Annotated in this window: 20 protein-coding genes and 1 pseudogene; 6 read left to right on the plus strand and 15 right to left on the minus strand. The window is 43.5% G+C overall.

Annotation, left to right across the window (positions count from 1 at the left end; genetic code table 11):
- Positions 1-181 precede the first annotated feature (181 nt).
- Both TRESADRAFT_RS04650 and TRESADRAFT_RS04655 read right to left on the minus strand, forming a co-directional pair.
- Entirely contained in the window at positions 182-2,962 is a 2,781-nt protein-coding gene (locus TRESADRAFT_RS04650) for a glycoside hydrolase family 3 protein (RefSeq protein WP_040842293.1), read from the minus strand.
- 204 nt (positions 2,963-3,166) lie between these two features.
- On the minus strand, positions 3,167-3,934 hold the full coding sequence (locus TRESADRAFT_RS04655) for a helix-turn-helix transcriptional regulator (protein WP_002703331.1): 768 nt from the start codon (positions 3,932-3,934) through the stop codon (positions 3,167-3,169).
- Between the two features lie 176 nt (positions 3,935-4,110).
- Here TRESADRAFT_RS04655 and TRESADRAFT_RS04660 point away from each other — a divergent pair, with 176 nt between their 5' ends.
- The 3 genes from TRESADRAFT_RS04660 (at position 4,111) to TRESADRAFT_RS04670 (ending at position 7,365) form a co-directional block, all read left to right on the plus strand.
- Positions 4,111-5,436 carry a type 2 periplasmic-binding domain-containing protein gene (locus TRESADRAFT_RS04660; protein WP_002703333.1) on the plus strand — a complete coding sequence of 442 codons (1,326 nt, stop codon included), beginning with the start codon at positions 4,111-4,113 and terminating at the stop codon, positions 5,434-5,436.
- A 133-nt stretch (positions 5,437-5,569) separates the two neighbouring features.
- Positions 5,570-6,520, plus strand: coding sequence for a carbohydrate ABC transporter permease (locus TRESADRAFT_RS04665; protein ID WP_002703335.1), 951 nt, complete (start codon positions 5,570-5,572; stop codon positions 6,518-6,520).
- Positions 6,517-7,365: a carbohydrate ABC transporter permease gene (locus tag TRESADRAFT_RS04670; RefSeq protein ID WP_002703336.1), complete on the plus strand. Its 849-nt coding sequence runs from the start codon at positions 6,517-6,519 to the stop codon at positions 7,363-7,365. Before TRESADRAFT_RS04665 ends, TRESADRAFT_RS04670 begins: the two co-directional genes overlap by 4 nt.
- Here the strand turns inward: TRESADRAFT_RS04670 and TRESADRAFT_RS16680 are convergent.
- The 13 genes and pseudogenes from TRESADRAFT_RS16680 to TRESADRAFT_RS04725 all read right to left on the minus strand — a co-directional run bounded on the left by TRESADRAFT_RS16680 (position 7,318) and on the right by TRESADRAFT_RS04725 (position 20,698).
- Positions 7,318-7,725, minus strand: coding sequence for a P-loop NTPase fold protein (locus TRESADRAFT_RS16680; protein WP_141607153.1), 408 nt, complete (start codon positions 7,723-7,725; stop codon positions 7,318-7,320). The two genes, TRESADRAFT_RS04670 and TRESADRAFT_RS16680, sit on opposite strands and share 48 nt — an antisense overlap.
- A complete protein-coding gene (locus tag TRESADRAFT_RS04675) occupies positions 7,725-8,009 on the minus strand; it encodes an abortive infection family protein (RefSeq protein ID WP_245534330.1) in 285 nt (94 codons plus the stop codon). The genes TRESADRAFT_RS16680 and TRESADRAFT_RS04675 overlap by 1 nt, the downstream gene beginning before the upstream one ends.
- A gap of 17 nt (positions 8,010-8,026) precedes the next feature.
- Positions 8,027-8,089 (minus strand): annotated as a pseudogene (locus TRESADRAFT_RS16740) (hypothetical protein); the annotation flags it as partial.
- Positions 8,090-8,219: 130 nt separating this feature from the next.
- Positions 8,220-9,656: a KAP family P-loop NTPase fold protein gene (locus TRESADRAFT_RS04680; protein ID WP_002703338.1), complete on the minus strand. Its 1,437-nt coding sequence runs from the start codon at positions 9,654-9,656 to the stop codon at positions 8,220-8,222.
- Positions 9,653-10,594, minus strand: a complete 942-nt coding sequence (locus TRESADRAFT_RS04685; protein WP_002703341.1) for an HNH endonuclease — start codon at positions 10,592-10,594, stop codon at positions 9,653-9,655. The genes TRESADRAFT_RS04680 and TRESADRAFT_RS04685 overlap by 4 nt, the downstream gene beginning before the upstream one ends.
- Before the next feature lies 1 nt (position 10,595).
- Positions 10,596-11,066, minus strand: a complete 471-nt coding sequence (locus tag TRESADRAFT_RS04690) for a hypothetical protein (RefSeq protein ID WP_002703344.1) — start codon at positions 11,064-11,066, stop codon at positions 10,596-10,598.
- Between the two features lie 67 nt (positions 11,067-11,133).
- Positions 11,134-12,009, minus strand: coding sequence for a protein adenylyltransferase Fic (fic, locus tag TRESADRAFT_RS04695; RefSeq protein WP_002703346.1), 876 nt, complete (start codon positions 12,007-12,009; stop codon positions 11,134-11,136).
- The gene (locus TRESADRAFT_RS14965) at positions 12,009-13,304 is read right to left on the minus strand and encodes a restriction endonuclease subunit S (RefSeq protein WP_002703348.1); all 1,296 of its coding nucleotides are present in this window, start codon (positions 13,302-13,304) and stop codon (positions 12,009-12,011) included. The genes fic and TRESADRAFT_RS14965 overlap by 1 nt, the downstream gene beginning before the upstream one ends.
- Positions 13,305-13,341: 37 nt before the next feature.
- Positions 13,342-14,238, minus strand: coding sequence for an ORF6N domain-containing protein (locus TRESADRAFT_RS04705; RefSeq protein WP_002703350.1), 897 nt, complete (start codon positions 14,236-14,238; stop codon positions 13,342-13,344).
- A 2-nt stretch (positions 14,239-14,240) separates the two neighbouring features.
- A complete protein-coding gene (locus TRESADRAFT_RS04710; RefSeq protein WP_040842295.1) occupies positions 14,241-14,510 on the minus strand; it encodes a winged helix-turn-helix transcriptional regulator in 270 nt (89 codons plus the stop codon).
- Positions 14,501-16,171: an N-6 DNA methylase gene (locus TRESADRAFT_RS04715; RefSeq protein WP_002703353.1), complete on the minus strand. Its 1,671-nt coding sequence runs from the start codon at positions 16,169-16,171 to the stop codon at positions 14,501-14,503. Before TRESADRAFT_RS04715 ends, TRESADRAFT_RS04710 begins: the two co-directional genes overlap by 10 nt.
- Before the next feature lie 18 nt (positions 16,172-16,189).
- Positions 16,190-17,425, minus strand: a complete 1,236-nt coding sequence (locus TRESADRAFT_RS04720; protein WP_002703354.1) for an ATP-binding protein — start codon at positions 17,423-17,425, stop codon at positions 16,190-16,192.
- A gap of 96 nt (positions 17,426-17,521) precedes the next feature.
- Complete coding sequence (locus TRESADRAFT_RS04725) at positions 17,522-20,698, minus strand: HsdR family type I site-specific deoxyribonuclease (protein ID WP_002703355.1); 3,177 nt, start codon at positions 20,696-20,698, stop codon at positions 17,522-17,524.
- Between the two features lie 384 nt (positions 20,699-21,082).
- Here TRESADRAFT_RS04725 and TRESADRAFT_RS04730 point away from each other — a divergent pair, with 384 nt between their 5' ends.
- From TRESADRAFT_RS04730 to TRESADRAFT_RS04740, 3 genes are all read left to right on the plus strand, one after another.
- Positions 21,083-21,469 carry a helix-turn-helix domain-containing protein gene (locus TRESADRAFT_RS04730; RefSeq protein WP_002703356.1) on the plus strand — a complete coding sequence of 129 codons (387 nt, stop codon included), beginning with the start codon at positions 21,083-21,085 and terminating at the stop codon, positions 21,467-21,469.
- 14 nt (positions 21,470-21,483) lie between these two features.
- Entirely contained in the window at positions 21,484-22,143 is a 660-nt protein-coding gene (locus tag TRESADRAFT_RS04735; protein WP_002703357.1) for a hypothetical protein, read from the plus strand.
- Positions 22,144-22,421: 278 nt separating this feature from the next.
- Positions 22,422-23,186 carry an HU family DNA-binding protein gene (locus tag TRESADRAFT_RS04740; protein ID WP_002703358.1) on the plus strand — a complete coding sequence of 255 codons (765 nt, stop codon included), beginning with the start codon at positions 22,422-22,424 and terminating at the stop codon, positions 23,184-23,186.
- Positions 23,187-23,250 lie beyond the last annotated feature (64 nt).

The following is a 23,250-nucleotide window of genomic DNA, read 5'->3' on the forward strand; positions in this document are numbered from 1 at the left end:
GGAGGCTGGAATTTTTGGCAGGCGGCGAAAAAAAAAGGGCAATCCCCGCCGATTTTTCTGGGTTTCGGGCCGACGGGAGGAGGCGCCCGTCGGGAATCGGCAGGGATGCCCGTATTCTAAAAAAAGCACCGCACGGAAGCGGGGAAGCTTCCGGACGGGTTCCGCAATTGCGGGGAGCGGCTCACTCGAACAGCCCCATCGTTATCGGGGAGAACTTGTCGGCGTTCATCGTAAGGCTCATCACCGTTATGCCGGGCTTCGTGTGGACGAGGCGGACTTTGTAGACGCCCTTTTTCATCGCGACCTGCGCCGCGAGCGCGTTCACGACGATTCCGCCGGTGCTCCTGCACTCGAACGAGCCGCACGGACGGCCGTTGATGAAGACGTTCGAGACCGACTGCGAGAGCGTGTCCTTCCCGTCCTTGACGTACTCGCCGGAAAAGTCGTAGCGCGCATCCTCGGGGGCGACGAAATACATGTCGCCGAGAAGCGCGTCCCCTTCAGCGACCTCGCCGAGGCTGAACGTCCGCGCGCCTTCCGGCGCCGAATCGAGCGCGTCCTCGACGACAATCTCGTCGCGAAGCGGGCGGAGCGGCTTTTTGGCGGCATTCGTCCACGAAACGAACCTGATTATCGCGGACGCGCACCGCTGGATTTCAGCGCGGGTGAGCGTTCCCTCCGCCATGCTTTTCTCCATATCGTCGCCGAATCCGCCCCTGTCGGCGCTGTCGTTCGGCACGACCATGTAGACGTCGTTCCCCGCGCGTATCATCTGCGAAAGGAGGCGCCCCGTCGCGACGCCGCCTGACACGCAGTCGTTCATCGCCGCCCACCAGTCGGTCATCACGATTCCGGCGAACCCCCATTCCTTCTTCAGTATCGAAGTGCACAGCTCGTAGTTCGACGCCGCCTTGCGCCCGTTCACGCTGTTGTACGCGGACATGACGGCGCGCGCGTTCCCCTCCTTCACCGCGATTTCGAACGGCCGTAGGTAGATTTCCCTTAGCGCGCGCTCCGAGACGACGGAATTCTCCGTGCGGCGGTGCGACTCCTGGTTGTTGAGCGCGAAGTGCTTCACCGTGGCGAGCGCGCCGCTCCGGCTGAGCCCGCGGCAGACGGCGGCCGCCATCTTCCCGGAAACGAGCGGGTCCTCGGAGAAATACTCGAAGTTCCGCCCGTTGAGGGGGCTTCGGTGGATGTTGCATCCCGGCCCGAGGAGGACGTCGACGCCCTTCTCCTTCATCTCGCCGCCGACGAAGCCGTACAGCTCCTCGACGAGGGGGACGTTCCACGTGCAGGCGAGAAGCGTGCCGATGGGGATTAGCGTCGCCTCCTCGTCGTTGTCCATGCGAATTCCTGACGGGCCGTCGGCGCACCCGACCGCGGGAATCCCGCGCGAGTGGAGGCTCTCGCTTATCCCGCCGAAAGCCGACGCAATTCCGGGCGTGACCTTCCGGCTCATCATCCCCTCGCCGCGCACGATTGTCAGGAGCTCCTCGTCGGAGAATTCCGCGACAAGCTCCTCCGCCGTCGCCTTCCCCGAAACGACGTCGCCGAACGCGATGCTCCTTCCCGCGCGCGAAAGCTCCTCCGGGATGCCCGCGCTGATTCTGCGCGCGATGTCGGTCGTCCTGACGGGGACATCCTCGAAGGAAAGCTCGAACGTGCCGCCGTCGCTCGACGCGCCCGGCCTCACGCGCCTGAACGGGATTTCGGGGGCGCATGCCTCGGAGAGCAGCTCGACGGCTGTCGTTCCGGGAACCTTGAAGGCGAGCGAAATCGGGGTGAGGTGGAGGCAGTCCGTCCCAAGGAAGAAGCGGTACGTTCCGCGCTCTAGGACGAACGAATGCGGGAAGCCCGAGACGCCGCTGTCGTCGTACGAGGCGATGCTCCGCATGGGGAAGGAAATCTCCACAGTCTCGCGCTCGCCCGGCCCGAGCTCCTTCGTCTTCGCGAACGCGCAGAGTGATTTCGCGCTCTTGCCCAAAAGCCCCTGCGGGCACTCGGCATACACCTGCACGACGTCGGCGCCGCGCACATTTCCGGTATTCCTCACCTCGACGGTGACGGAAATCTCCCCGCCCCTGCACGAGCTTCCGCGCACTTCCTGCGAGAACGTCGTATAGGAAAGCCCGAAGCCGAACGGGAACATGACTTTTTCGGGCGCGAACGTCACGAAATGCCTGTAGCCGACGAATATGTCCTCCGCGTAAATCTCGTCGTCCCCGCTCCCGAAATTCCTCGTCGAAGGATAATCGTCGAGGGAATACGCTATGGTGTCGGTGAGCCTGCCGCTCGGGGTGGCTTTCCCGCAGAGGATGTCGGCGCACGCCTGGCCGCCCTGCATACCCCCCTGCCACGAATATAGCACCGCCTTAATCTTGCCGAGGAATTCATCGTCGTCAATCCATGACGTGTCGATTACGTTCGAGACGTTCATGACGACGGCGACGGCAGGGAACGCGCGGCAGAGGGATGCGATGCTGCTCCGCTCCGTCTCCGTCAGGTAGTAGCTTCCCGGCTCCGGCTTGTTGTCCTTGTCCTCGCCCGCAGTGCGCCCCACGACGAACACCGCCTTAGTCGACCGGGACGCCGCGTCGCGCGCCATCCCGTCGCTCACGGGCATCTCCTCCTGGTGCCACGGCTCGCTCGCCCAGCCGCCGTCGCCGTTGTCGAACGGATGCGACGAAAGCCATTCCCGGTACGCTCCGAGGACCGCCCCGTCGATTTCCGGCATCGGGAAATTCTCCCGCCTGAGCGTCTCAAACCCGTCCGCGAGGTTCACCGAGAAGGGGACGTGAATCGAGCCGCCCGAACCCGTCCCGCTTTTGTAATAGTCTATCTGGCAGCGGCCGAAAACCGCGACCTTGTCCGCGGGCGTGAACGGAAGCATGCCGCCCTCATTTCTCAGGAGGACAGCACCCTGCGATGCCGCCTCGCGAATCATTGACTGAAAATCCATGGAAAAACCCCTTTCGGCGTGCGATGCCCGCAGCGCGGGGACGCTCGCTTTTTGAGCAATTCTATGGACGGCAAGACGCAGATTCTAGCAATTTATTGAAAATTGTATTGTTTTTTTGTCATAACGACATCGCACGAGGCACAAAAAAAGAGGCATCCCGCCGCGCGGACTGCGAAACGATGACAACATCCGCGCAGGTGCCCCTCAGACTGACGGCACGACTTTCTTTCCGCCGTCGTGCGGCAGGTTGATGCGGAAATGAAGCTCGCGGAATTTCTTCGGCGTCAGGCCGCAGAATTTCCTGAAGACGCTTATGAAGTAGCTTTCCGTGCTGAACTGAAGGTAGTTCGAGATGTCGCTTATCGTGTACTCGGTGAACACGAGCATGTTCTTGGCGACATCGACGCGCTTCTTCTGTATGTACTGCGCGATGGTAATCCCGACCTCGGAATGGAAAAGCTTTGATATATACGACATGCTGACGCCGGAGACGTTGGAAAGGTCGTCGAGCGTTATCTTCTCATGCAGGTTGTTATAGATGAAATCGATGCAGAGCGCGACCGGCTTCGAAAAGAGGAAGCGCTTCTTGCACGCCTGCATACGGTGCACGTACTCCTCGCAGAGCTGCTCGTGCAGGCGGTTCACGCTGTCCTCGTCCTGGCACGCGTCGACTTTCCTTATATAGATGTCGCTGAGATTGTATGCGGCCTCCATCTCCATCCCGGACTCTATGACGTACCGCGTTATCATGGCGACAGATATGACGAGATGGTACTTGATGTTCCTGAGCGGGTTCTCGCTGAGCTTTCCCATCCCCTCGATGTCGAACGGCGTGAAAAGGCGTTTCATCTCCTCCATATTGCCGTTCCCTATGCTCTGGAAGAAAGCCATCTCCCTATCGTATGCGATGTGCTTGACCAGATGTTCGCGGTTCTTGAATTCGACTTTCGTCAATTCATCCTGTATTTCCATGAGTTCCTCCTTCTCAAATTGAAATCGTAGCACACTTTTTTAAACGGGGCAAAAAAATGTGAGGGCAGATAAAAAAGGTTATAATGGATTTTTGATATTTTTCGTGATTTTTTTATATTTTTCTCGTTTTTCAAGACTTAAACTTCTTACAGTTACCACCTAAAGGAGGATACGGTATGAAAAAAATTGTAGCGGCAGCTCTTGCAATCGCGTCGCTCGGGTCGCTGGCAATCGTCACTGGTTGCAACACCAAGAAGAAGGAGACTTCAGGAAAGGTCCTGAACATCTACGTCTGGAACGAGGAATTCCAGGACAGGTTCAACACGTATTACGCGCAGAAGCTTCCTGCCGACGTCAAGGTTAACTGGGTCATCACGCCGAGCCAGTCAAACGCTTACCAGAACAAGCTCGACGAGGCTCTCCTGCGCCAGAACGACGCTCCCGCAGACGAGAAAGTTGACCTCTTCCTCGTCGAGGCTGACTACGCCCTCAAGTACGTCGACACCGACTACACGCTCGACGTCATCAAGGACATCGGCCTCACGCGCGACGAAATCAAGAACCAGTACAAATACACGCAGGACATAATGACCGACAAGAGCGGAAACCTCAAGGGTCTCACCTGGCAGGCTTGCCCGGGCGGATTCATCTACCGCCGCTCAATCGCCAAAGACGTTCTCGGAACTGATGATCCGGTCGAAGTCGGAAACGCACTCTCTGACTGGCAGAAGTTCGACGCTGTCGCTGTCCAGGCAAAGGAGAAGGGCTATCACATGCTCTCCGGCTACGATGACGCGTTCCGCGTGTTCTCTGACAACATGAAGACTCCGTGGGTCGTCGACGGAAAGATTGTCATCGATCCGCAGATTAAGGCATGGGTTGCGCAGACAAAGAAATACACAGAGGAAGGCTACAACAACAAGGCTTCTCTCTGGAGCGCGGAAAGCTCGCAGGGCATGGGTCTCAAGGGAGACATCTTCGGATATTTCGGACCGGCATGGTTCATCGACTTCGTCATGGCTCCTGCCTCTCTCGACGACCAGAAGGGTCCGAAGGAAATCGGAAACGGCTCATACGGCGACTGGGCGTTCTGCAAAGGACCGCAGGGCTTCTCATGGGGCGGAACATGGATTTGCGGCGCTAAGGGTTCAGACAACATCGAGCTCGTCCGCGACATCCTCAGGACGCTCACATGCGACACGGCTGTCATGACATCAATCGCGAAGGACAAGGGCGACTTCACGAACAACGTTCCCGCAATGGAAGCCATCGCGAGAAGCGACTACGGCAACCCGTTCCTCAACGGACAGAACCACATCAAGTTCTTCCTCGACTCTGCGACGAGCATCGACAAGAGCTGCATCTCAATGTACGACCAGGGAATGTCCGAGAAGATTCAGGCTGCCATGAAGGACTACTTCGATGGAAAAATCACTCTCGATGAGGGATGGAACAACTTCTACACCTCAATCCTTGAGCTTTATCCGAATCTGAGAAAGTAGATTTTTGGCGCGGATGCTTTAGCGTTGCATGAAAGAATCCGCGCCTTTTCCATGTGCTGCGCCGGAAAAAACGCCAACCGCATTTTCGGGCGCAGCCTTTCCATAAATACGGAACATGCAAAAAGGAAAAATAATGAACGATTCAAAAAAATCCGGGAACGCGACAAAAAAGCGGAAAGGATTCGATTTCAACAAGTGGGGATATGCGTTCATCGCACCGTTCTTCATTATATTCACGATATTCTCGCTCATTCCCCTCATCTCAACGTTCACAAACAGCCTCTTTGAGAACTACAGGGTTGGTTTGACGCAGATAGGCCCGAAATTCATCGGGTTGACGAATTACTTCGAGGTTTTGAAAAGCGACATACCCCGCTACATCGGAAACACGTTCGTAATCTGGATTGCGGGATTCATACCGCAGATTGTGATATCCCTCGTGCTTTCTGTATGGTTTACGAGCAGCGACCTAAAAATAAAGGCGCAACAGTTCTTCAAGACAGTAATCTACATGCCGAACCTGATAATGGCGTCGGCGTTCGCAATGCTCTTCTTCACGATTTTCTCCGACAACGGTCCGGCGAACAGCATCCTAATGAAGCTCGGGCTTGCCGAGGAGCACATCCGCTTCCTCAGCTCGGTGAAATGGACCCGCGGCCTTATCGCCAGCATGAACTTCCTCATGTGGTACGGCAACACGACCATCATGCTTATGGCGGGAATCATGGGAATTGACGAGAGCATCTTCGAGGCGGCAAAGATAGACGGAGCGACACCGCTTCAGGTGTTCTTCAAGATAACGATGCCGATGCTCATGCCGATTTTCGTCTACGTTCTTATAACGAGCCTTATCGGCGGTATCCAGATGTTCGACGTCCCGCAGATTCTCACGAACGGTGACGGAAACCCAAACAGAACGAGCCTTACGCTCATCATGTACCTCAACAAGCACCTTGCAAGCAAGAACTACGGAATGGCAGGCGCCGTTTCCGTCATAACATTCTTCATCACGAGCGTGTTCAGCTTCGGCGTCTACTCGATAACGATGAACAAATACAGGAACATGACCGGAGGCCGAAAATGACAAAGAAGGCTACTTTCACATTTATGAAGCAACGGTTCTGCTACCTGTGCCTCATAATTCTTACGGTCGCATCTCTGCTTCCGTTCATCATTCTTATAGTGAATTCGACGAGGAGCCATGCCCAGATTCAGAAGGGATTCTCCCTTCTCATAGGCTCGTTCTTCCTCGAGAACCTAAAAAAGCTCGTCTCGAACGACAACATTCCCGTCATGCGCGCGCTTTTCAACAGCGTCTACGTCTCGTTCATGTGCGCGCTCCTCACGACTTATTTCTCCACGATGACCGCGTACGGAATATACATGTACCGCTTCAAGGGCCGCTCCGTCGCATTCAAAACGATAATGGCGATAATGATGATTCCGACGCAGATTTCTTCGCTCGGTTTCATCCAGCTTCTCGTGAAGATAAAGCTCATAGACACGCTTCCCGCGCTCTTCATTCCGGCAATCGCGTCGCCAATCGTGTTCTTCTATATGTATCAGGCGCTCACCGCGACGCTCCCCTACTCCATCGTGGAGGCGGCGAGAATCGACGGATGCCATGAATTCCGCATATTCAACACGATTGTCGTCCCGCTCATGAAGCCGGCCGTCGCAGTCCAGGCGATATTCGCGTTCGTCGGGGCGTGGAACAACTACTTCATCCCGGCGCTCGTAATCAACAGCAAGATGAAGAAGACGATACCGATTCTGATAGCCCAGCTCAGAAGCGCCGACTACCAGAAATTCGATATGGGACAGGTCTACATTTTCATCTGCCTCGCGATTATTCCTCTGGTAATCGTCTACATGTTCCTTTCAAGGAGCATCATAAAAGGAGTCTCGGTCGGCGCCGTCAAGGAGTGATTCCCTCCAGAAGGCTCGTCCTTTCAGACCTTTCCCGCGCGTGTTTTCTTCTTCTCCACACGCGCGGGATTTTTTTTGCCCGAAAAGCGCGCGAGGGGGATTCTCCGAAGCGTTTTTCCGTGGGTTTATTGTAAATTCACCGCACCACAGGCACAGCCTGTGGATTTCTTTTGGCAGTAAATATGTATTCTCTTTCTCTTCTAAAAGCTGCTTTTCAAGTTCCGTTAGAATCCATGTCTTTCCAGAACCCCATTCGCCGTCAATTGCAAACGAATATCCGGTTGGATTGTCTTTTTGACTTGCAATTATTGATTTGAGAAGGTCGAGATATCGTCGACGGGAAAGATAATCTGGTTGCATTATTGTTCCTTTTTATTATCTGCCACTGAAATAATAAACTCCGTAATTGTCATTGCAGAGTTTATAAATAATCTGGCATGATGTTTTTTAATGATTATTCTTTTTGAACCCACGCCATGAGAATCACTGTTTTTATTTCTCATTTCAGAAATAGATGTAATTATTTTGTTAATTCCAAACAGAAGATCATTTATCCTTTTATCCATAGTTTTGTCTGTATGCATATTATAAAGTGGCTTAAATTGAGCATACAATTGAACAACATCCCCTTCTCCCGAATCCACAGCGAATTGTCCCCGTAAAGCCTACGGTAAACCACATAGTCTTCCTTGGTTTTCGAATGAAAAGCCAACGGTCTCCGCATAGCTACGACCGAGACTCGCCTACAAACTCACCTCGTTAGTTTGTTTGCTTCGCGACCGGCTCCCTATCTTCAACGATGTAATACTTGTTCTTAAAATGCTTATAAGTTTTATACCTTAAGAAAATACTTTTTATTTTGTAAGCAGCATATCCATTATTTCATCATATTTTTTTAGGAAAACTTTATCTTCTTCAATCCAGTCCCATAAAGCATTTTGAAGAGGATCATAAAATCTTGCTTCCTGCCGATAGAAGAAAGCCATTAAATATGTTTTTGTATCTGTAATTTCAAAAGCAAACCTTTGCTGGTTGGGTGTATCACTGTATTTGACAGAAGATGAAAGTAATTCTCCTAAATTATCATTTAGCAGTTTATTTTCTGTTTTTTCTGGATTTTTAGTTCCATTAGTCCATTTATAAAATTTTAATTGATATATATTATCAAGAATCTCCAATTTACATGTTGTAGCTGTTTGAAAAACATACCTACAGATACAAGAAATAATTTCATAAATCAAGATTGCATATGTCATTTTTTCTTTCTTGTATTCAACACCGCTCTGAAGTGTTAATTTATGACATAACAAAACTTGTTTAAATATCTTTTCTTGCAAGCGTCTTTCAACACCACTCATTAATTTTGATATAAAATCAGCCAAATAGTTTTCATCAAGATTTATTAGTTCTTGTCCTGAATTGTTTGTTCTAATGTAAGAGGTAAAGTTGTTTTCTAAACCATTAAGAATATCTAATTTATTTTCAAGTTTTCCATTTGGCAAAGGAATTATAACATCAACAAATTTCTGTAGATACTTATCAGCAAAAAGCTTCTGCCAGGCATTTATGTTTTCTTTCTCTGAAAAGTTCTTTCCAAAAACCTTACATATGCTTTCTGCCAAATTTTTTTTGTTGATTGCAAGAATCTGAATCACCGGCATTTCATTACAAATATGATGAAGCCGCTCCAAAACTTTTATTGCATATTCAGGCAGGCAGCGGTCCAGCTCATCAATGATAAAAATCATATGACGCCCTTGTGCAAGTTCTGACAGTTGAGTTCTAATTTTTTTAATTCCGCATTTTAATGTCAAAAAAGAATCTACATCCTTTTTGAGGGATTTTAAATCTGAATTTTCATCGCCAATTTTTTGAAAATCTTCAACAACATCTTTAAAATCTACACCAATTTTATTTTGTAATGTTGTGTTCGCAATTGAAATAGCCAAATTTTTTAGTATCTTTAATGAAGTTGCCACAAGTTTCTTGTTTATGCCATTTATAACTTCTTCTGCCTTGCAGACTTCTTCAAGCTTCTCAATCATCACCGAAAGAATTGCAACAAGCGGTTCGTCATAAAAATCATTTTCCCAGGCATTATAATTAAAGATTAAATATTTATTTTCTGAAACTTCTGTAAGCTGATTTTCTAGCTCCGTAAGAACCCAAGTCTTTCCACTTCCCCATTCACCATCAATAGCAAAGGAATAACCAGATGGATTATCGCTTTGATTTGCGATTATTGATTTGATAAGGTTGATGTATGGCTGTCGAGATAAATAATCTCTCATTCAATTTCTCCGATTGACATTTCAGATGTCTCAAAATGCATTTGAATTGGTGCTTCTTCATTTTTTATTGGTTCATGACTAGAAAAGTCTAGCAATCCCGAACCTTTTATGCTTTGACTAAAATCTAATGGAGTTGGAATGGCTCTAAAACTAAATCTTTTCCTATCTAATTGCTTATCCTTCTTAAAACACGGAACAACAATCTGGAAATAATAATTACTAAAACAAATAAAAAATTGATAAGCAGGTGTAATTAAACTATCATCTTTTCTTTTGAATAGAGAAGCTTTGATATATGGAAATCTTTCAAGTCCAGGGAAGAAGCGCATTATTACAAACTTGCCAAAATAGTCCTCTATAGCTCTTTCATCAGATTGGAGCCATTTTATTGTATTATCAAAATTAGAAATTTCTGATTCTGGCACAATGGAAATAGCCATTTTAACCAAAGCTTTGTACACATTTACAGGAATGTAAGTCTGCCTTGTAAGATTAATCTGTAAAGTATGCTCATCAATTTGCTGTACAAGTTCAACTTTTCCATCTGTTTTTACATCCCAATGACCATTTGTAACATCAATACGATTATCTCCAAAAATCGGATGCTTATAAGTTATTGTTCCTCTTTTTCCTAAAATACAAGAGGCAATTCTATTTGGAAAAAGATATTTATTTAAATGGTCTTCTATCGTATTTCCAAATTTGTGATTACATTCGTCACATTCATAATTTGTGAATAGATTTATATTTTCCAAAGACTCAGGAATTGCGTGAGCAATTTTTCGAAAGTGAACTTCAGGTTCTTTTCTACCACAAAACCGACATATCTTATTTTGAGAATCACCTAAATACTTTTTTTCTGTTAAATCATAATCTGCGATTAAAGTGTAATTATCGTTCCACCAAGTTGATAAATCTTGAATTTTATCTAATTCCATATTACTTCACCTCCACCTGCCCATTCTTTGAAGAAAGAGCCATAGCATAGTTTGACATTTCACTTCCAAATTTATTATCCGGTACAAAATACCCTTTTTCATTCCCCTTTTTTATCGCCCAAATCGTATATGATTTTCCGAGATATTTGTATAAATCTTTACTTTGGGCAATTTCCCGTTCTCTGGCTTGAAGCCACTTTGCATACAAATGGTAAAACAAATCTGCATCCAATTTCTTTTTGTAAAGCATGAAGCATGCAGTTTCAAGTTCTCCATCAACTTTCATTTGAAGTTTTTGTGCAAGTTCTGTTTCTTTAGCTAGTTGAAGTTCGGCATTTGCTGATTGAAGCCTGTCATAAAAAGACATGAGCAAGTCCAACCTGGATTGCTTTTTGTCCCTAAAAACAAGAAAAAACGATATACCAAGCGACAAAACGGCTGTCGCAACAGATATTATTTCTATAACCGACATAATTATTCTACCTCCACCTGTCCATTTATCAAGAGCGGCAAAAGCCTGTTGCGCTTGCACAATTTATTTACTCTGATTCCTCATAGTAATATGAATAATCAATGCCTTTCATAAACATCTCACGGTCGTTGATTTTATCGGTCAAGGCATTTCGCAAAAGAGTTTTGATTTTTGCCGTATCGGAATGACTTTCTATCATTGCATTTAGATAATCGTTTTTTGGAATTTTGCTCCAGTCCACACACTTGGAAAGCCGCTTTTTGAAAATCAAATCAAGCCAAATCCTTGTGCTTCTGCCGTTGCCCTCCATAAACGGATGAGCCACATTCATCTCCACATATTTTTCTACAATTTCCTCAAAAGAGTTTTCGCTCATTTTTTCGATTTGTTGCAAAGCCTCTGGCAAAAACTGAGCTACGCAAAAAGTGAAATCGCCCTTGCTGATTGTTTTTGTGCGTATTTTGCCAGCAAAGTCGTAAAGCCCTCCAAAGATGTAGGCGTGAATCTGTTGCAACGCTTTTATAGTTCCGACATCCTCATCTTTCACAAGATTGCTCTGCAAAAAAGTGTACGCTTTCTTTTTGCTTTGTCCGTCTATCGTGTTGTCGCTGTAATTGAACCAATCGAGGAACTTTGCGGCATTGTTATTCGGATAATTCTTTGCAAGCGTCTGAACAGCATCGTAGTCAAGAGCGTCTGCCTTTCGCTTTTTGCCATCAGGAGATTCAAATTTGAAGTCGTGAGTGACACTCACGAGTTGGATATTTTCCGTGCCAAACCTTTTTTTGAGCCATCTCCAGTAGTTACTCGCTTTTACATAATCATCTTCATTGTTGATTGCACGGATAATGTCGATTGCACTAAACCACCATTTTGAGTTTTCTTCGTCCCAAACTGCGCGAACTTCCCTGTCGTTAAAAAAGCGGATTGAGATTTTGCCCATTACTTCACCTCCACCTGTCCATTCATTAAGAGCGGCAAAAGTCTGTCGCGAAGGGCGGTTAGTTTTTGAGTTTCACTTTCATTTTTCCATATAGATTTTTGCAAAGGTTCAAAGAATGAATTGAATTTCTTCAAAACATCTGTATTGTCACTTGGATAGGCAACAGAGAAATCCATAATTCTTGTTTTATCCCCTCTTGGCATTTTACTTCCTTTTGCTCCTTGCATAACATAATCAAAAAAATCATCTTGCCATAAAGTACGATAAATAAAAAAAGAATCTGATTCACTATTTGAGCGAATACACAAAACATCGGTCGAGCAATTTCCAACCAGGTTTGAAAACCAGATTTTCTTAAAATAAGGACGAATATTTGAAATCAAAACATCAAATTTTTCATATCGTACAAAATTACCTTTTAGAGGTTTTGAAATTGAATCACTAATTCCAGCTTTATTTGGAAGCATATTATCTGTGGAAATATAATTCACAATCATATCAGCAGAGTCTGTATTATCTACATATTTTGCAAAATCACTTAACTTCTTTACTTCCCAACCAGCCGGTATCTCCCGTTTAAGCACTTCGTTATATTCCATTTTTCCGCCGGAAGATTTGTAGCCTCGACTACGCTCGGCTACCGATTGACTCCGCGTCGATTGCTGAGCGGAGTCGAAGCAAGCGAAGTCGAAGGGAAAGTCAAACTGCACGAACCAGTGGTCATAGAGCCGTTTTGCCATTTGCTCCAGCTTTGCGTTCATTCGGCGATTCAATGCAATTTTGTCATCGAGAGTGGAAAGAACTGCAGCGATTTTTTGCTGGGATTCTAGTGGAGGAAAATAAAAAGATAGATTTCCAATGTCATCAGGATTTATTGACGGGTACGCCGAAACTGAATTTTGAGCAAGTGTCTGCAAATAATTCACTACATATGGTTGCGTTAGTTTAAGGTAAACATAATTTGCATCAAAATCTTCTGGATTCTTTATATCTAATGTCGTAAATCCCGATGAGACAATCAAGTTACTTTGAGGATTTTTAATTATTCCAAAATGATTCTGATTCGGTCGAACCGTTGAGAAAATGATTGTATTGTTTCTAACTTTTCGTTGTGCTCTGCTTGGAGCATTTGCAATTGAAAAACTTTGCAAGTCAGCAATTCTATTTTCAGTAATATTGCTTGTATCAAGATAGAGAATTTCATCGATTCTATCAGATGATTTTAGTGAAGACAAATTTAAATCACAAATCTCGCCCAACTTATATTTTTTCAACTTTCCATTTTCAGTTTTCAATTCTCAATTCTCCATTATCAATTATCAAATCTCTTTGTTACACTTTCGCCAAAATATCTGCTATGAAAGCTGAATCAAACACTTCAAACGCAAAGCATTTTTTGCCCAAGTCTTTGAGAGAAGCTCCAATGTGATACAAAGTTTTTCCGTCAACAATCAAAAATCTGTCGTGCATTTTTGTGGTGTGATTAACGGTCAGAGTTGGGTACTGCGCATTGAATTTCTGAATATCCTGTGCGGTGAGTTTCGTTTTTGGATCGGTGTAAATCACAACATTTACTCCGCTGCTTTTCTTTGAAAGTCGTTCAAGAACCGACAAATCTACATAACCGTCAATCAGCACGATTTTTTTTTTCGCCTGAGCAATGAAGCTTTCGAACTTGGCGTAAGCGTCGAAAATCTGCCCCTGAAAGAAAATCCCCTGTTTTTCTTCCACATTGTATTTGTCCATAAGCGTAAAAAGCTCGTCAATCCGCTTGTCCGCCTCTTTCTGATGAATGTTCGTTTCGAGCAGATTTTGCTTTATTGTGTTGATTTCGGCAAAAATATTTGCGTTGTTCTGAAGAAAATGCTTCATTTCCTTGAACATTCTGATTAGCATTTTGCTTTGGGCAACCGCAAGCTCGCCTTTCAGAACTGTCATAAGCATATAAATGCCCTGCTCTGTAAATGCGTAGGGCTTGTATCTTGTTCCGCCCCAACTTGAGGTCGAAATTTTCGACCTCAAGATTGCGTTGAATTCTTCGTCTGTCAGTTGAAATCTGAAATCCTCATCGAATCGCTCGATATTATGCTTTACCTGCTCATTAAATCGTTTGGTTTCATAACCATAGATTTCTGCCAGCTCAAAATCCAGCATCACTTGCTCGCCGCGAATCGTGTAGATTTTGTCTTTTATCCATTCTCTGTTGTGTATCGCTATTCCGTTTTCCATTCTCAATTCTCCGTAATTTCCCAATGTCCGCCTTTGTCTGCACCAACTCGACGGATTATTCCTTTTTCTTTCAGTTGCTTTAACTGCCATTCCACACCTTTTTGGGAAATATCCAAAATATCAGCAAGTTCTGCAGTAGTTACATTGGGGTTATTTTTTATAGCCTGAACGATTTTCTCCCTAGTTTTCTCCCTAGTTTTCTCCCTAGTAATATTGTCTTCTTTCTTTTCCTCATTATCAATCTCAAAAGCAAACGGAATTGTTACCCGCAAAAATCATTTTCTGCTCCAACAAACTGCAATCCTGCCAGCTGCTTTTGAATCTCCTCTTCGAGTTTGCGGCTTTCGGCAAACATTGCTTTGAGTTCTTCTGTGTCGGTTTTCATCTGCGCGTTGAACTCATCTTCTGAAATATCAACATATTCAATCTTGATGTCGAAATACTGGCCTGCACTCAGAACATAGCCTTTTTCTTTTATCTGCTCATAAGTTACGGCTACAGAGAAATCTTCAACAGCTTCTTTATTGCGGAAGGTTTTTACAATCTTTTCGATTTCTTCGTTTGTGAGGCGGCGTTTTTTAAGGCCGTTGGAATCTTTGTATTCTTCTCCAAGTTTGCTTGCATCTACAAGAATTACTTTATCTGCTGTTTTAGATTTATCAAAGAAAAGAACGCTTACGTTTGTTCCTGTATTTGCAAATACATTGCTTGGCATTGAAACGACGCCCCAAACAATTTTGTCATCAACAATCTTGTGAAGGATTTTGTTTTCAATTCCAGACTTTGCAGTAATAAATCCAGTTGGTATTACGATAGCTCCTTTTCCAGTATCTTTGATTGAGTTGATTACATGCTGAATAAAGCAGGTGTAAATTGCCATTCCTTCTTTTTTAGTCTTTGGAACATTAGGAACCCCAGCCCAGAAACGAGCCGGCATTGCTGCAATTTTTTCTCTTGTATCGCTAAAGTCCATCTTAAATGGTGGATTAGAAACAACAAAGTCAAACTGGCGCAATTCTTTTCCGTCATCTGATTTATGATAAGGATTTACAAGAGTATCTCCCTGAATTGCATGGTCAAGGCTTGAAACAAGGTTGTTAAGAATCAGATTAAGTTTCAACATCTTATTTGAACGCTGTGAAATATCCTGACTGAAAATTGTACAGCGGTCTTCTCCAATCTGGTGAGCCAAAGCCATAAGAAGGGTTCCTGTTCCGGCACTTGGGTCATAACATTCTATGTTGTGCAAATCTGAATCATCACCGACAAGAAGACGAGCCATAATTGTAGCGATTGCATGTGGAGTGTAATACTCTGCGTATTTTCCGCCACCAGCAGTATTGTAGTCCTGAATAAGATATTCAAAAATGTTTGCAAAAAAGTCGTAATGTTCGCTGAAAGCTTCTTCAAAACTGAACTTTGTAAGCTTGTCTACAAGTGCTCGCGCAAAGTTTGCTCTCTGGCTGTCATCTGTAACATATTGAGTGAGAGCTTCAAAAATCGGAATCTTTGTATTTGCAACCGTAAGTGTTGAAAAAATTTCCATATTCTCTGCGGCGATATCTTTCATTGTAGAATCAAAAATTACATCAAAATCACCTTTTGATTGCTGATTCCATAGCTGAGTAATAAGATGGCGTGAATAAAGATTTGGACAGTCTGCGCCCATTACACGGCAAACTCTTTTCTGTTCGTCTTCAGAAAGTTTTGCATATTCACTTTCCCAGTCCTTTGCATTCTTGAACTGTGCTTTGTAGCGGGTGTCCTTGTTTTTAAGCGTGTAGCCGAATTTGTCGTTCAAAAATTTATACAGAAAAACCTGCGTAATGATTTTAAACTCGTTTCCGTCGTTGCCAAGTCCGGCACTCTGGCATGTTGCTTTTAATTCGTCGATAAGCGCAACTGTTTTTTCTCTGATGTTATTTGATGTCATAAAATATGGTCTCCTGAATTATTTACTTGTAAAGAATTCTGTAGCGGGCACAACCTCTATTATCATTCCGCCGTAGGAAATTTTGTCTTTTTGATTGAATGTTACGATAAGCGGTTTTACGCCTTCAAATTTTTTGCAAGTCTCCACAAGTCCCCGAACTTCACGCTCGCGGTTTTCTCTCGTAAGCTCATAGCAAACTTGCACGGCATTTTCCGGCACAACATCGCGTCCATAAAGAAAATCGCATTCAAAGGCAGCTTCCGCATAATACCAGATATTTTTTGTGCGGCGGCGAAGCTCTATAAAAACAGCGTTCTCCAACATTCGTCCCATATCCGCGTTTGCAGAAAGTGTCACATTCTGAATCATTCCAGTGTCTATGCAGTACACTTTTTTGGGATTCACAGACTGTGCCTTTGCGGAATAATTGAATTTGGGAACAAAGAAAAACAGATAGCACTGCTCCAAAAAAGAAAGATATTCAAGAATAGTAGCGGTTGTTTTTAATCCAAGCTGAGCCGAAAGTTTAGAACCTGTAATAAGATTTCCGCAGTTTGAAGCAAGATAGATTGCAAGCATTTTTACGGAACGAACATCTTTTATGCCGTAACGAACAACAACATCACGCATAAGAATGTCTTCAAAAAGCCTTTTTAGGATTTCTGTTCGCTCATAAATCAAAAACTCAGGAAAACCGCCTTGCTCAAGAAATAACTTGAAGTTTTCGGCAGATTTTTCGCATTTCCTCAAAAGACAGAATTCCTCAAAATCAAAAGGAAAAAGCTCATAATCCAAATGGCGTCCGGTAAGGCGAGTTCCAAGCTCATAGCTTAAAAGAGAGGCATTTGAGCCAGTTACCGTAACAAGGTTGTTTTTTCTGAGCTGCGAATTAATAAAAACTTCCCAACCTTCTACAATTTGAATCTCATCAAAATAAACAGCATTGGAAGCATTTTGGTCTTTTTGATATCGTTCTATGGCTTCTTCCAGAATTACAAAATCACTTGATGAAAAACCATAAAGAGCCGGATCGTCAAAGTTAAGATAAAAAGCATTTCTTTCTGATTCCCTAAAATCCTGATTCACAAAAGTGCTTTTTCCGCAACGTCTGATTCCAGTTATGATTCGGGCAAATTCTTTAAGAGTGGATGGAATTTTTGCCGAAACTCGCTTAACAGACAACTTTGCGTCTAAATTTTCTATTTCTTTTTTCTGTCGTGCAGATGTAGTTAAAATAAGCTCCGTGTCTATCATACATTTTATTATAGTATTTAGTGACAGTGAAAACAAGTGTTTATTATCACTAAAAAGATATATTGAATGTCGCTTAACGGAAAAGCTCTGTTGTTTTTACAAATACATCTGGTGGTATTGATTAAGATACTGTTTGCTGACTCTCGTCTGAATAAAATCACAGTCCTCTACTTCTGATTTGATATTCAGTTTATAAAGACTATCATCTATAAGTGACCAGACTGTTTCTGCAAAATAGGCATCCTTTTTAAGAATATCATTTCTGTCATAAACCTGCTGGTCTATTATCTGTTTTACTGTCATCATTGCTTCAACAATATCATCTGTCATTGTTGAAATAATTGGCTGTGCGTGTCGTTCTGTACGTCTTGTATTTTCTTCTACAATTCGTTTATGAACACGAACAAACTTCTTATCCCCATTATAACGAGAAAGCAGTGCATCATCTTTACGCCGCAAAGTCCTGATCTTTTTATAAATATCATCCATCGCTTTGTTTTCTTCATTGTACTGAGCAAGGCTTTCAGGCTTAAATTTATGTTCCTTAAATCGCTGCTTAAATGCTTCTGCAAGAGTAATAAACTGAGGATCCTCCGGGTCATAATAATCGCGGATTTCATGCAAAGTTTTAGAAAGCTTTTCCTGCAGTTCTGAACCGTTATCAACAAGCTTTAATTCTTCTTTGTTTATCATAGAAAAGTTGAACTGAATGTTCATCATTGTTTCATTGATAAGCATTTTTGTTTCATCACTTGTAGTAAAGGCTTCCATTGCATTTATTTCAGTAATGCGGGCTTGAACAGCAGAAAGCATATCTGGAAGTTTTTCAATTACAAGTTTAGCAAAGGTAGCTTTTAATTCTTCATCACCAAAAGTTCGTACAAGATTGAACATATTCTTGGCATTTGTCAAAGCAGTTCGAAGTTCAAAGAGTTCTTTCTTGTCTTCAATTTCAGTTATTTCCTGGTCAAAGATTTCTGCATTGCTTATATCATAATTAGAAAGAGTCTGGCGCGCTTCTTTCATCTGTTTAATGATATCTTCTTTTTGTTCCAAAACCTGAGTAAACATATCAGGAAGATTCTCTAAGCCGGTTTCATCTTCGCTACTAAACTTCTGGAATTCTTTTATATATTTGTTATTGATTTCTTCAAAGTTTGCTTTTATGTCTGCAAAGTCAATTACAGTTCCGTAACGCTGTTCGCCATATTCAGAATTGTATGGACGGTTTACGCGGGTAATAGCCTGAAGCAAACCATGGTCACGGAGCTTTCTTCCAAAATAAAGCCTCTTAAGACGAGGAGCATCAAAACCTGTAAGCAGCATGTTATAGACAATCAGAATGTCTATTGTGAAATTCTTCTTAAAGTCTTTTATAATCTGCTTGCGAGTTTCTTTATCGTCACTATCATAAAGAATGAGTCCCGGCTTCAATGTTGAAGTCATCTTTTCTGTTTCTTTAAGTTCTTTCTGAATCTCATCAAAATACTGATAAAGCTTTCTGGCCTGTTCGCTTGTCTCACAGATAATCATACCGCCCAGAGTCGGGTCTCCTTGCAAAAGACGGAAGGTTACCAAGTCTTTTATGATATAGCGAAGCAATTCCTTTACATAAGAATCATGGCTGATAATATCTTCTTTTTTAAGTTCACCCTTAGTAACCAGTTTTTCAAGTTTCTGGTAAGCTTCAGTAAGTCTCTTACGATAAGATGTTTCGATTTCTTCACGAAGGATTTTTAGAGTATATCCATCCTGAATTGATTTATCATAATAGTACGCGTGGAAATAATCACCAAATACCGAGCAACTTGATTTTTCTTCTTTAAGAATTGGAGTTCCTGTTAGCGCAATTTTGATAGAATCTTTATCAGCATTGAACAAGTTTGCAAGGAAACATCCGTCAGGTTTATAACCTCGGTGTGCTTCATCAATAATAAATATTCGCTGAAGATTGGTTGCATAATCTTTTACCTGAACTTTGTTCTGGTCTTCTTCAACTTTCTGAATATTTACGACTGTAATTTCAGCTTTACCAGTAACTCCCTGCTGGCTCTGATTTGTACGGAACTGCTCCATAAGTTCTGTTTTACTATTAGCAGTATTTATAGAAAGTCCACGAGCTTCAAACTCCTGCTTTGCCTGTTCAAGCAAATCCAGTCGGTCAACAATAAAATAAAACTTGGTAACTTTGTTATGCTTTGCAAAATAGTCTGTGAGTATTCGGGTAAGATAATATGAAAGAGCGGTTTTTCCAGAGCCCTGTGTATGCCATACAATTCCAGACTTTTTTCCGTTTTCAAGAGCATCACGAATAGCAAGAGCCGCAAACATCTGCTGATAGCGCATAATGTGCTTCTGGTCAGTTACTTCAATCTTACCATCAACTTCGCGCTCAGATTTTACATAAGCAATTCCATATTTCAAAATAAAGAGCAGACGCTCAGGACTGCACATAGATGTTAAAATACGGTTTGTCGGTGTATAAATATCAAGGTTTGTCTGATACTCAGGGGACTGTTTAATTACCTGGCAGTTAAAGTCAGTAAGAATCTGCTTTTCAACCTGCTGATCTATTGGTTTATAAGGATAGTTAGCATTAAACGGGGGAATAGGCTGAGATGAAAAATTATCTTCCCTGAAACAATTGAAAAAGGCTTTCTTGCGACTACCAGTGCAATAAAATGCGCCTTCAATCGGAACAATACCGCCAAGGGCAGAATATTCCATATTATTAGAAAAAATCATCAGCTGAGTTATGTTTATAAAGCGACGGAACTTTTTATTAGGTAAGCGGTCATTATTCATGCGGTTAGCTTCCGCAATCATGCCACCGACATTGTTAGTTTTCTTTACTTCAATAAAAACAAGAGGAAGTCCATTTATAAAAAGCGTAATATCGGGTCGGAATTCATCTTCACCATTACGGCATGTAAACTCTGCTGTGCAGTAGTAATCATTATTTTTTGGATTATCAAAATCTATGAGTTTGTAAGGAGAAACAGAAGTTAGGCGTTCATAAAACTGTTTTCCTAAATCATCATCGTTGAGTTCTTTTTTGATATCGGAAAAAACAGCAAGCCAGTCTCCTTTTTTTGAAGGGTTTAATCGCTCAAAAGCTGAATGAAATTTATCAATAAGAATATTTGTTTCAGAATCAAATGTTTCACCTGCGCTTTCTTCATACATTTTTCCAATATAATTGAAGCCAAGCCGCGTTAAATGAACCATTGCAGGCATTTGAACACGTGTTTTTTCGTTGTAATTTTTACTCATTTATCTAGCCTTCCACATTATTATTTATACAAATATCCCAAACATCACTTTTTTTTACAGGGCATTATACCACAACTTCATTTTAAGTGTGGGTATATCACGATTTCGCACCACCCTTGCGCTTTTACACATGTCTTATCCACGGTGTGTGGATAGTCCATTCCACAGGCAATGGATAAGGCTTTCCACTGTCTGTGGAACTACCTTTTCATACACAATGGATTTGTTTATATTTACAATTTGTAAATATTTTTATATTTTCAGTATTGACTCTATAAAATATCTGTAATATATTATAAACAAGAAAGAAAGATAAGGCGGAAGTAGCAAACCGCCTTACTGACAAAATCCTACGGTAGACACCGTAAAGACGGGTAGGTAAATATGGCTACAGAAATCGCAAAGTTTCTTAGGAAGATTCGCATTGACAGCGACGAGAGCTTGGGCGATATGGCGGAAAAAATCAATCTTTCTGCCGCTTATCTTTCGGCAATAGAAAACAACAAGAGGACTGCGCCGGAAGATATGAAGGAGAACCTCTATAAGGCATACAGCCTTTCGGAGGAACAAAAGCTTGAGTTTGCGCGGCTTGTCGCGGAATCAAGGAAAAAGGTCGAAATCGGCCTTTCGGGTATTCAGGAGGAACTTTTCCCTGAATATGTGGACACTGCTGTTATGTTTGCGCATGACCTGTCGCAGATGAACAGAAAGCAGCTTGCAGAAATAAAGGATTGTCTGCAAAGAATCAAATCGGAAGCTGGGCCTATGTAAAAGGAGGTTACTAAATGGCGGATCAGATTTCAGTGGTTGGAACGGTCATCCTGATGATGATTGTGGATTTTAAGCAGATGGCAGTTGAGTTCAAAAAGTTTTTCGGGCTCAGCTCCACGCAAAACTTTCCGGCGTTAAGCATTGCGGAAAATACGCTATGCCAGGCCGACACAAACTTTGAGTTCAATGTTATTGCCGATGCTGACTGGGACTGCAAGGAGAGCGTGCAGGCATATTACAAACATCGCGCAAACTTGCATGAAATTTGCATCAAGGAATCCGTCTACGAAAGAGCCCGCAGCGGAGACCGAAGCGCGCTCTACTCCATTGCACACGAAATTTCACACTGGGGTCTGATAAACTATTTTAAGCTGAACCTTGGTCTTCAGGAATTTGAACGGCTTGATACTGTTTCAAAAGCTGTTTTTATGAACATTCACGAAAACATTGCGGATTTGCTTACATCTCTGCTTGTGTTCAGCGAAGAGGAGCTTCTGAAAGCGCAAAGCGCAGGAGATTTTGACTTCGGCTCATGTATGGGCAAAGACCAGATTTCTCTTGCGCTCTTTTATTGTCAGAATCATAAAGTTCTTGCGGAGAATTTTATGAAGAATATCGTTCCAAAAATCATGGCTCAAAACAAACAGACTGAATTACAAAGGAGGATTGGTTAGATGGCCTGCAGGCAAAAAATAAGCTCCCGTTTAATTGGCGTTAAACAGAAGCTTTGCATAGATTCTATAGCAGAATCCAAAATCGATTGTACTATTCTACTATAAATCTATGCTTCCCGTCAAAGACTTTTTTCTTGATGCAGTGCGAAGAAAATCAGAACGCTCTGCACTCAAAGTTTTTGGTCTCCCGCCGTCCCGTTGGTGCGGCTTTGACAAAACAACACTAAATCCGGTGGTTGAGCATGTCAAAACCACCATTTACAGGAGCATAGACAATTATGGCTACTACAACTTTTAAAAATGCAGACAGCATCTTGAGCGTGACTCTGCGTAAAAATCAGTTCTCGGCAGAAGAGAATTCGTTCATTGGACGTGTAACAAGAAACACAGTGACTCTTGAAAACCTAATCGCATCGATTTCAAAAAAGAACGAGGGCGTAAGTCCCTACATGATTCAGCACGTGGCAAATCTTTTGGGGGACGAAATGCTTTCTGCCTGCCAGAATGCAAAGGCGGTGGACGTTCTTGGGCTTGGCACCTTGTACATAAGCGTCGCAGGAAGTGTAAGCGGAGAAAATCCGGGGGAATCAAGCATTCCGGGATTCAAGCTGAACTTTACACCCAGCAGCCGTGCCCAGGAAGCCGTGGACAGCCTCAAAGTCGATAAGGTCATCATCGCGGATTCAAGCCCTGTAATCGACAGAATCATCAACACCTTCAACCAGAACGAAGAGCGCAATCTGATGAAGGGAAAAAGCGTAAAAATCACCGGCACAAAGCTCAAGCTTTTAGGCGATGACGCAGGAATTTGGTTCGCGCCGCTTGACTCGGAAGGCAATGTCAATAAAGACAAAACAACCTGGGTGCAAGTGGGTAAGGAAACGGTAAGTTCCAACAAGCCCAAGACACTTGAGTTCTACGTTCCCGACAGTCTTTCGGAAGGGAATTACAAAATCGTAATCCGCACCCGTTACTGCTCCGGCGACAAGGAGTTGAAGCCCCTTGCAAGTGCTGTAAGTAAAACTGTTACGGTAGCGGCTTAGAAGAAAAAATCTTCATTGCCCAGTAAGGCGGAAGTTCCTGTACGGGGATTTCCGCCTTTCGCGC

The organism is Treponema saccharophilum DSM 2985 (assembly GCF_000255555.1).
Classification (GTDB): Bacteria; Spirochaetota; Spirochaetia; order Treponematales; family Treponemataceae; genus Treponema_D; species Treponema_D saccharophilum.

Coding starts and splice junctions, on each gene's coding strand:
- TRESADRAFT_RS04650 (WP_040842293.1), bottom strand. CDS start 2,962: ATGGATTTTCAGTCAATGATTCGCGAGGCGGCATCGCAGGGTGCTGTC.
- TRESADRAFT_RS04655 (WP_002703331.1), bottom strand. CDS start 3,934: ATGGAAATACAGGATGAATTGACGAAAGTCGAATTCAAGAACCGCGAA.
- TRESADRAFT_RS04660 (WP_002703333.1), top strand. CDS start 4,111: ATGAAAAAAATTGTAGCGGCAGCTCTTGCAATCGCGTCGCTCGGGTCG.
- TRESADRAFT_RS04665 (WP_002703335.1), top strand. CDS start 5,570: ATGAACGATTCAAAAAAATCCGGGAACGCGACAAAAAAGCGGAAAGGA.
- TRESADRAFT_RS04670 (WP_002703336.1), top strand. CDS start 6,517: ATGACAAAGAAGGCTACTTTCACATTTATGAAGCAACGGTTCTGCTAC.
- TRESADRAFT_RS16680 (WP_141607153.1), bottom strand. CDS start 7,725: ATGCAACCAGATTATCTTTCCCGTCGACGATATCTCGACCTTCTCAAA.
- TRESADRAFT_RS04680 (WP_002703338.1), bottom strand. CDS start 9,656: ATGAGAGATTATTTATCTCGACAGCCATACATCAACCTTATCAAATCA.
- TRESADRAFT_RS04685 (WP_002703341.1), bottom strand. CDS start 10,594: ATGGAATTAGATAAAATTCAAGATTTATCAACTTGGTGGAACGATAAT.
- TRESADRAFT_RS04690 (WP_002703344.1), bottom strand. CDS start 11,066: ATGTCGGTTATAGAAATAATATCTGTTGCGACAGCCGTTTTGTCGCTT.
- fic (WP_002703346.1), bottom strand. CDS start 12,009: ATGGGCAAAATCTCAATCCGCTTTTTTAACGACAGGGAAGTTCGCGCA.
- TRESADRAFT_RS04705 (WP_002703350.1), bottom strand. CDS start 14,238: ATGGAAAACGGAATAGCGATACACAACAGAGAATGGATAAAAGACAAA.
- TRESADRAFT_RS04715 (WP_002703353.1), bottom strand. CDS start 16,171: ATGACATCAAATAACATCAGAGAAAAAACAGTTGCGCTTATCGACGAA.
- TRESADRAFT_RS04720 (WP_002703354.1), bottom strand. CDS start 17,425: ATGATAGACACGGAGCTTATTTTAACTACATCTGCACGACAGAAAAAA.
- TRESADRAFT_RS04725 (WP_002703355.1), bottom strand. CDS start 20,698: ATGAGTAAAAATTACAACGAAAAAACACGTGTTCAAATGCCTGCAATG.
- TRESADRAFT_RS04730 (WP_002703356.1), top strand. CDS start 21,083: ATGGCTACAGAAATCGCAAAGTTTCTTAGGAAGATTCGCATTGACAGC.
- TRESADRAFT_RS04735 (WP_002703357.1), top strand. CDS start 21,484: ATGGCGGATCAGATTTCAGTGGTTGGAACGGTCATCCTGATGATGATT.
- TRESADRAFT_RS04740 (WP_002703358.1), top strand. CDS start 22,422: ATGGCTACTACAACTTTTAAAAATGCAGACAGCATCTTGAGCGTGACT.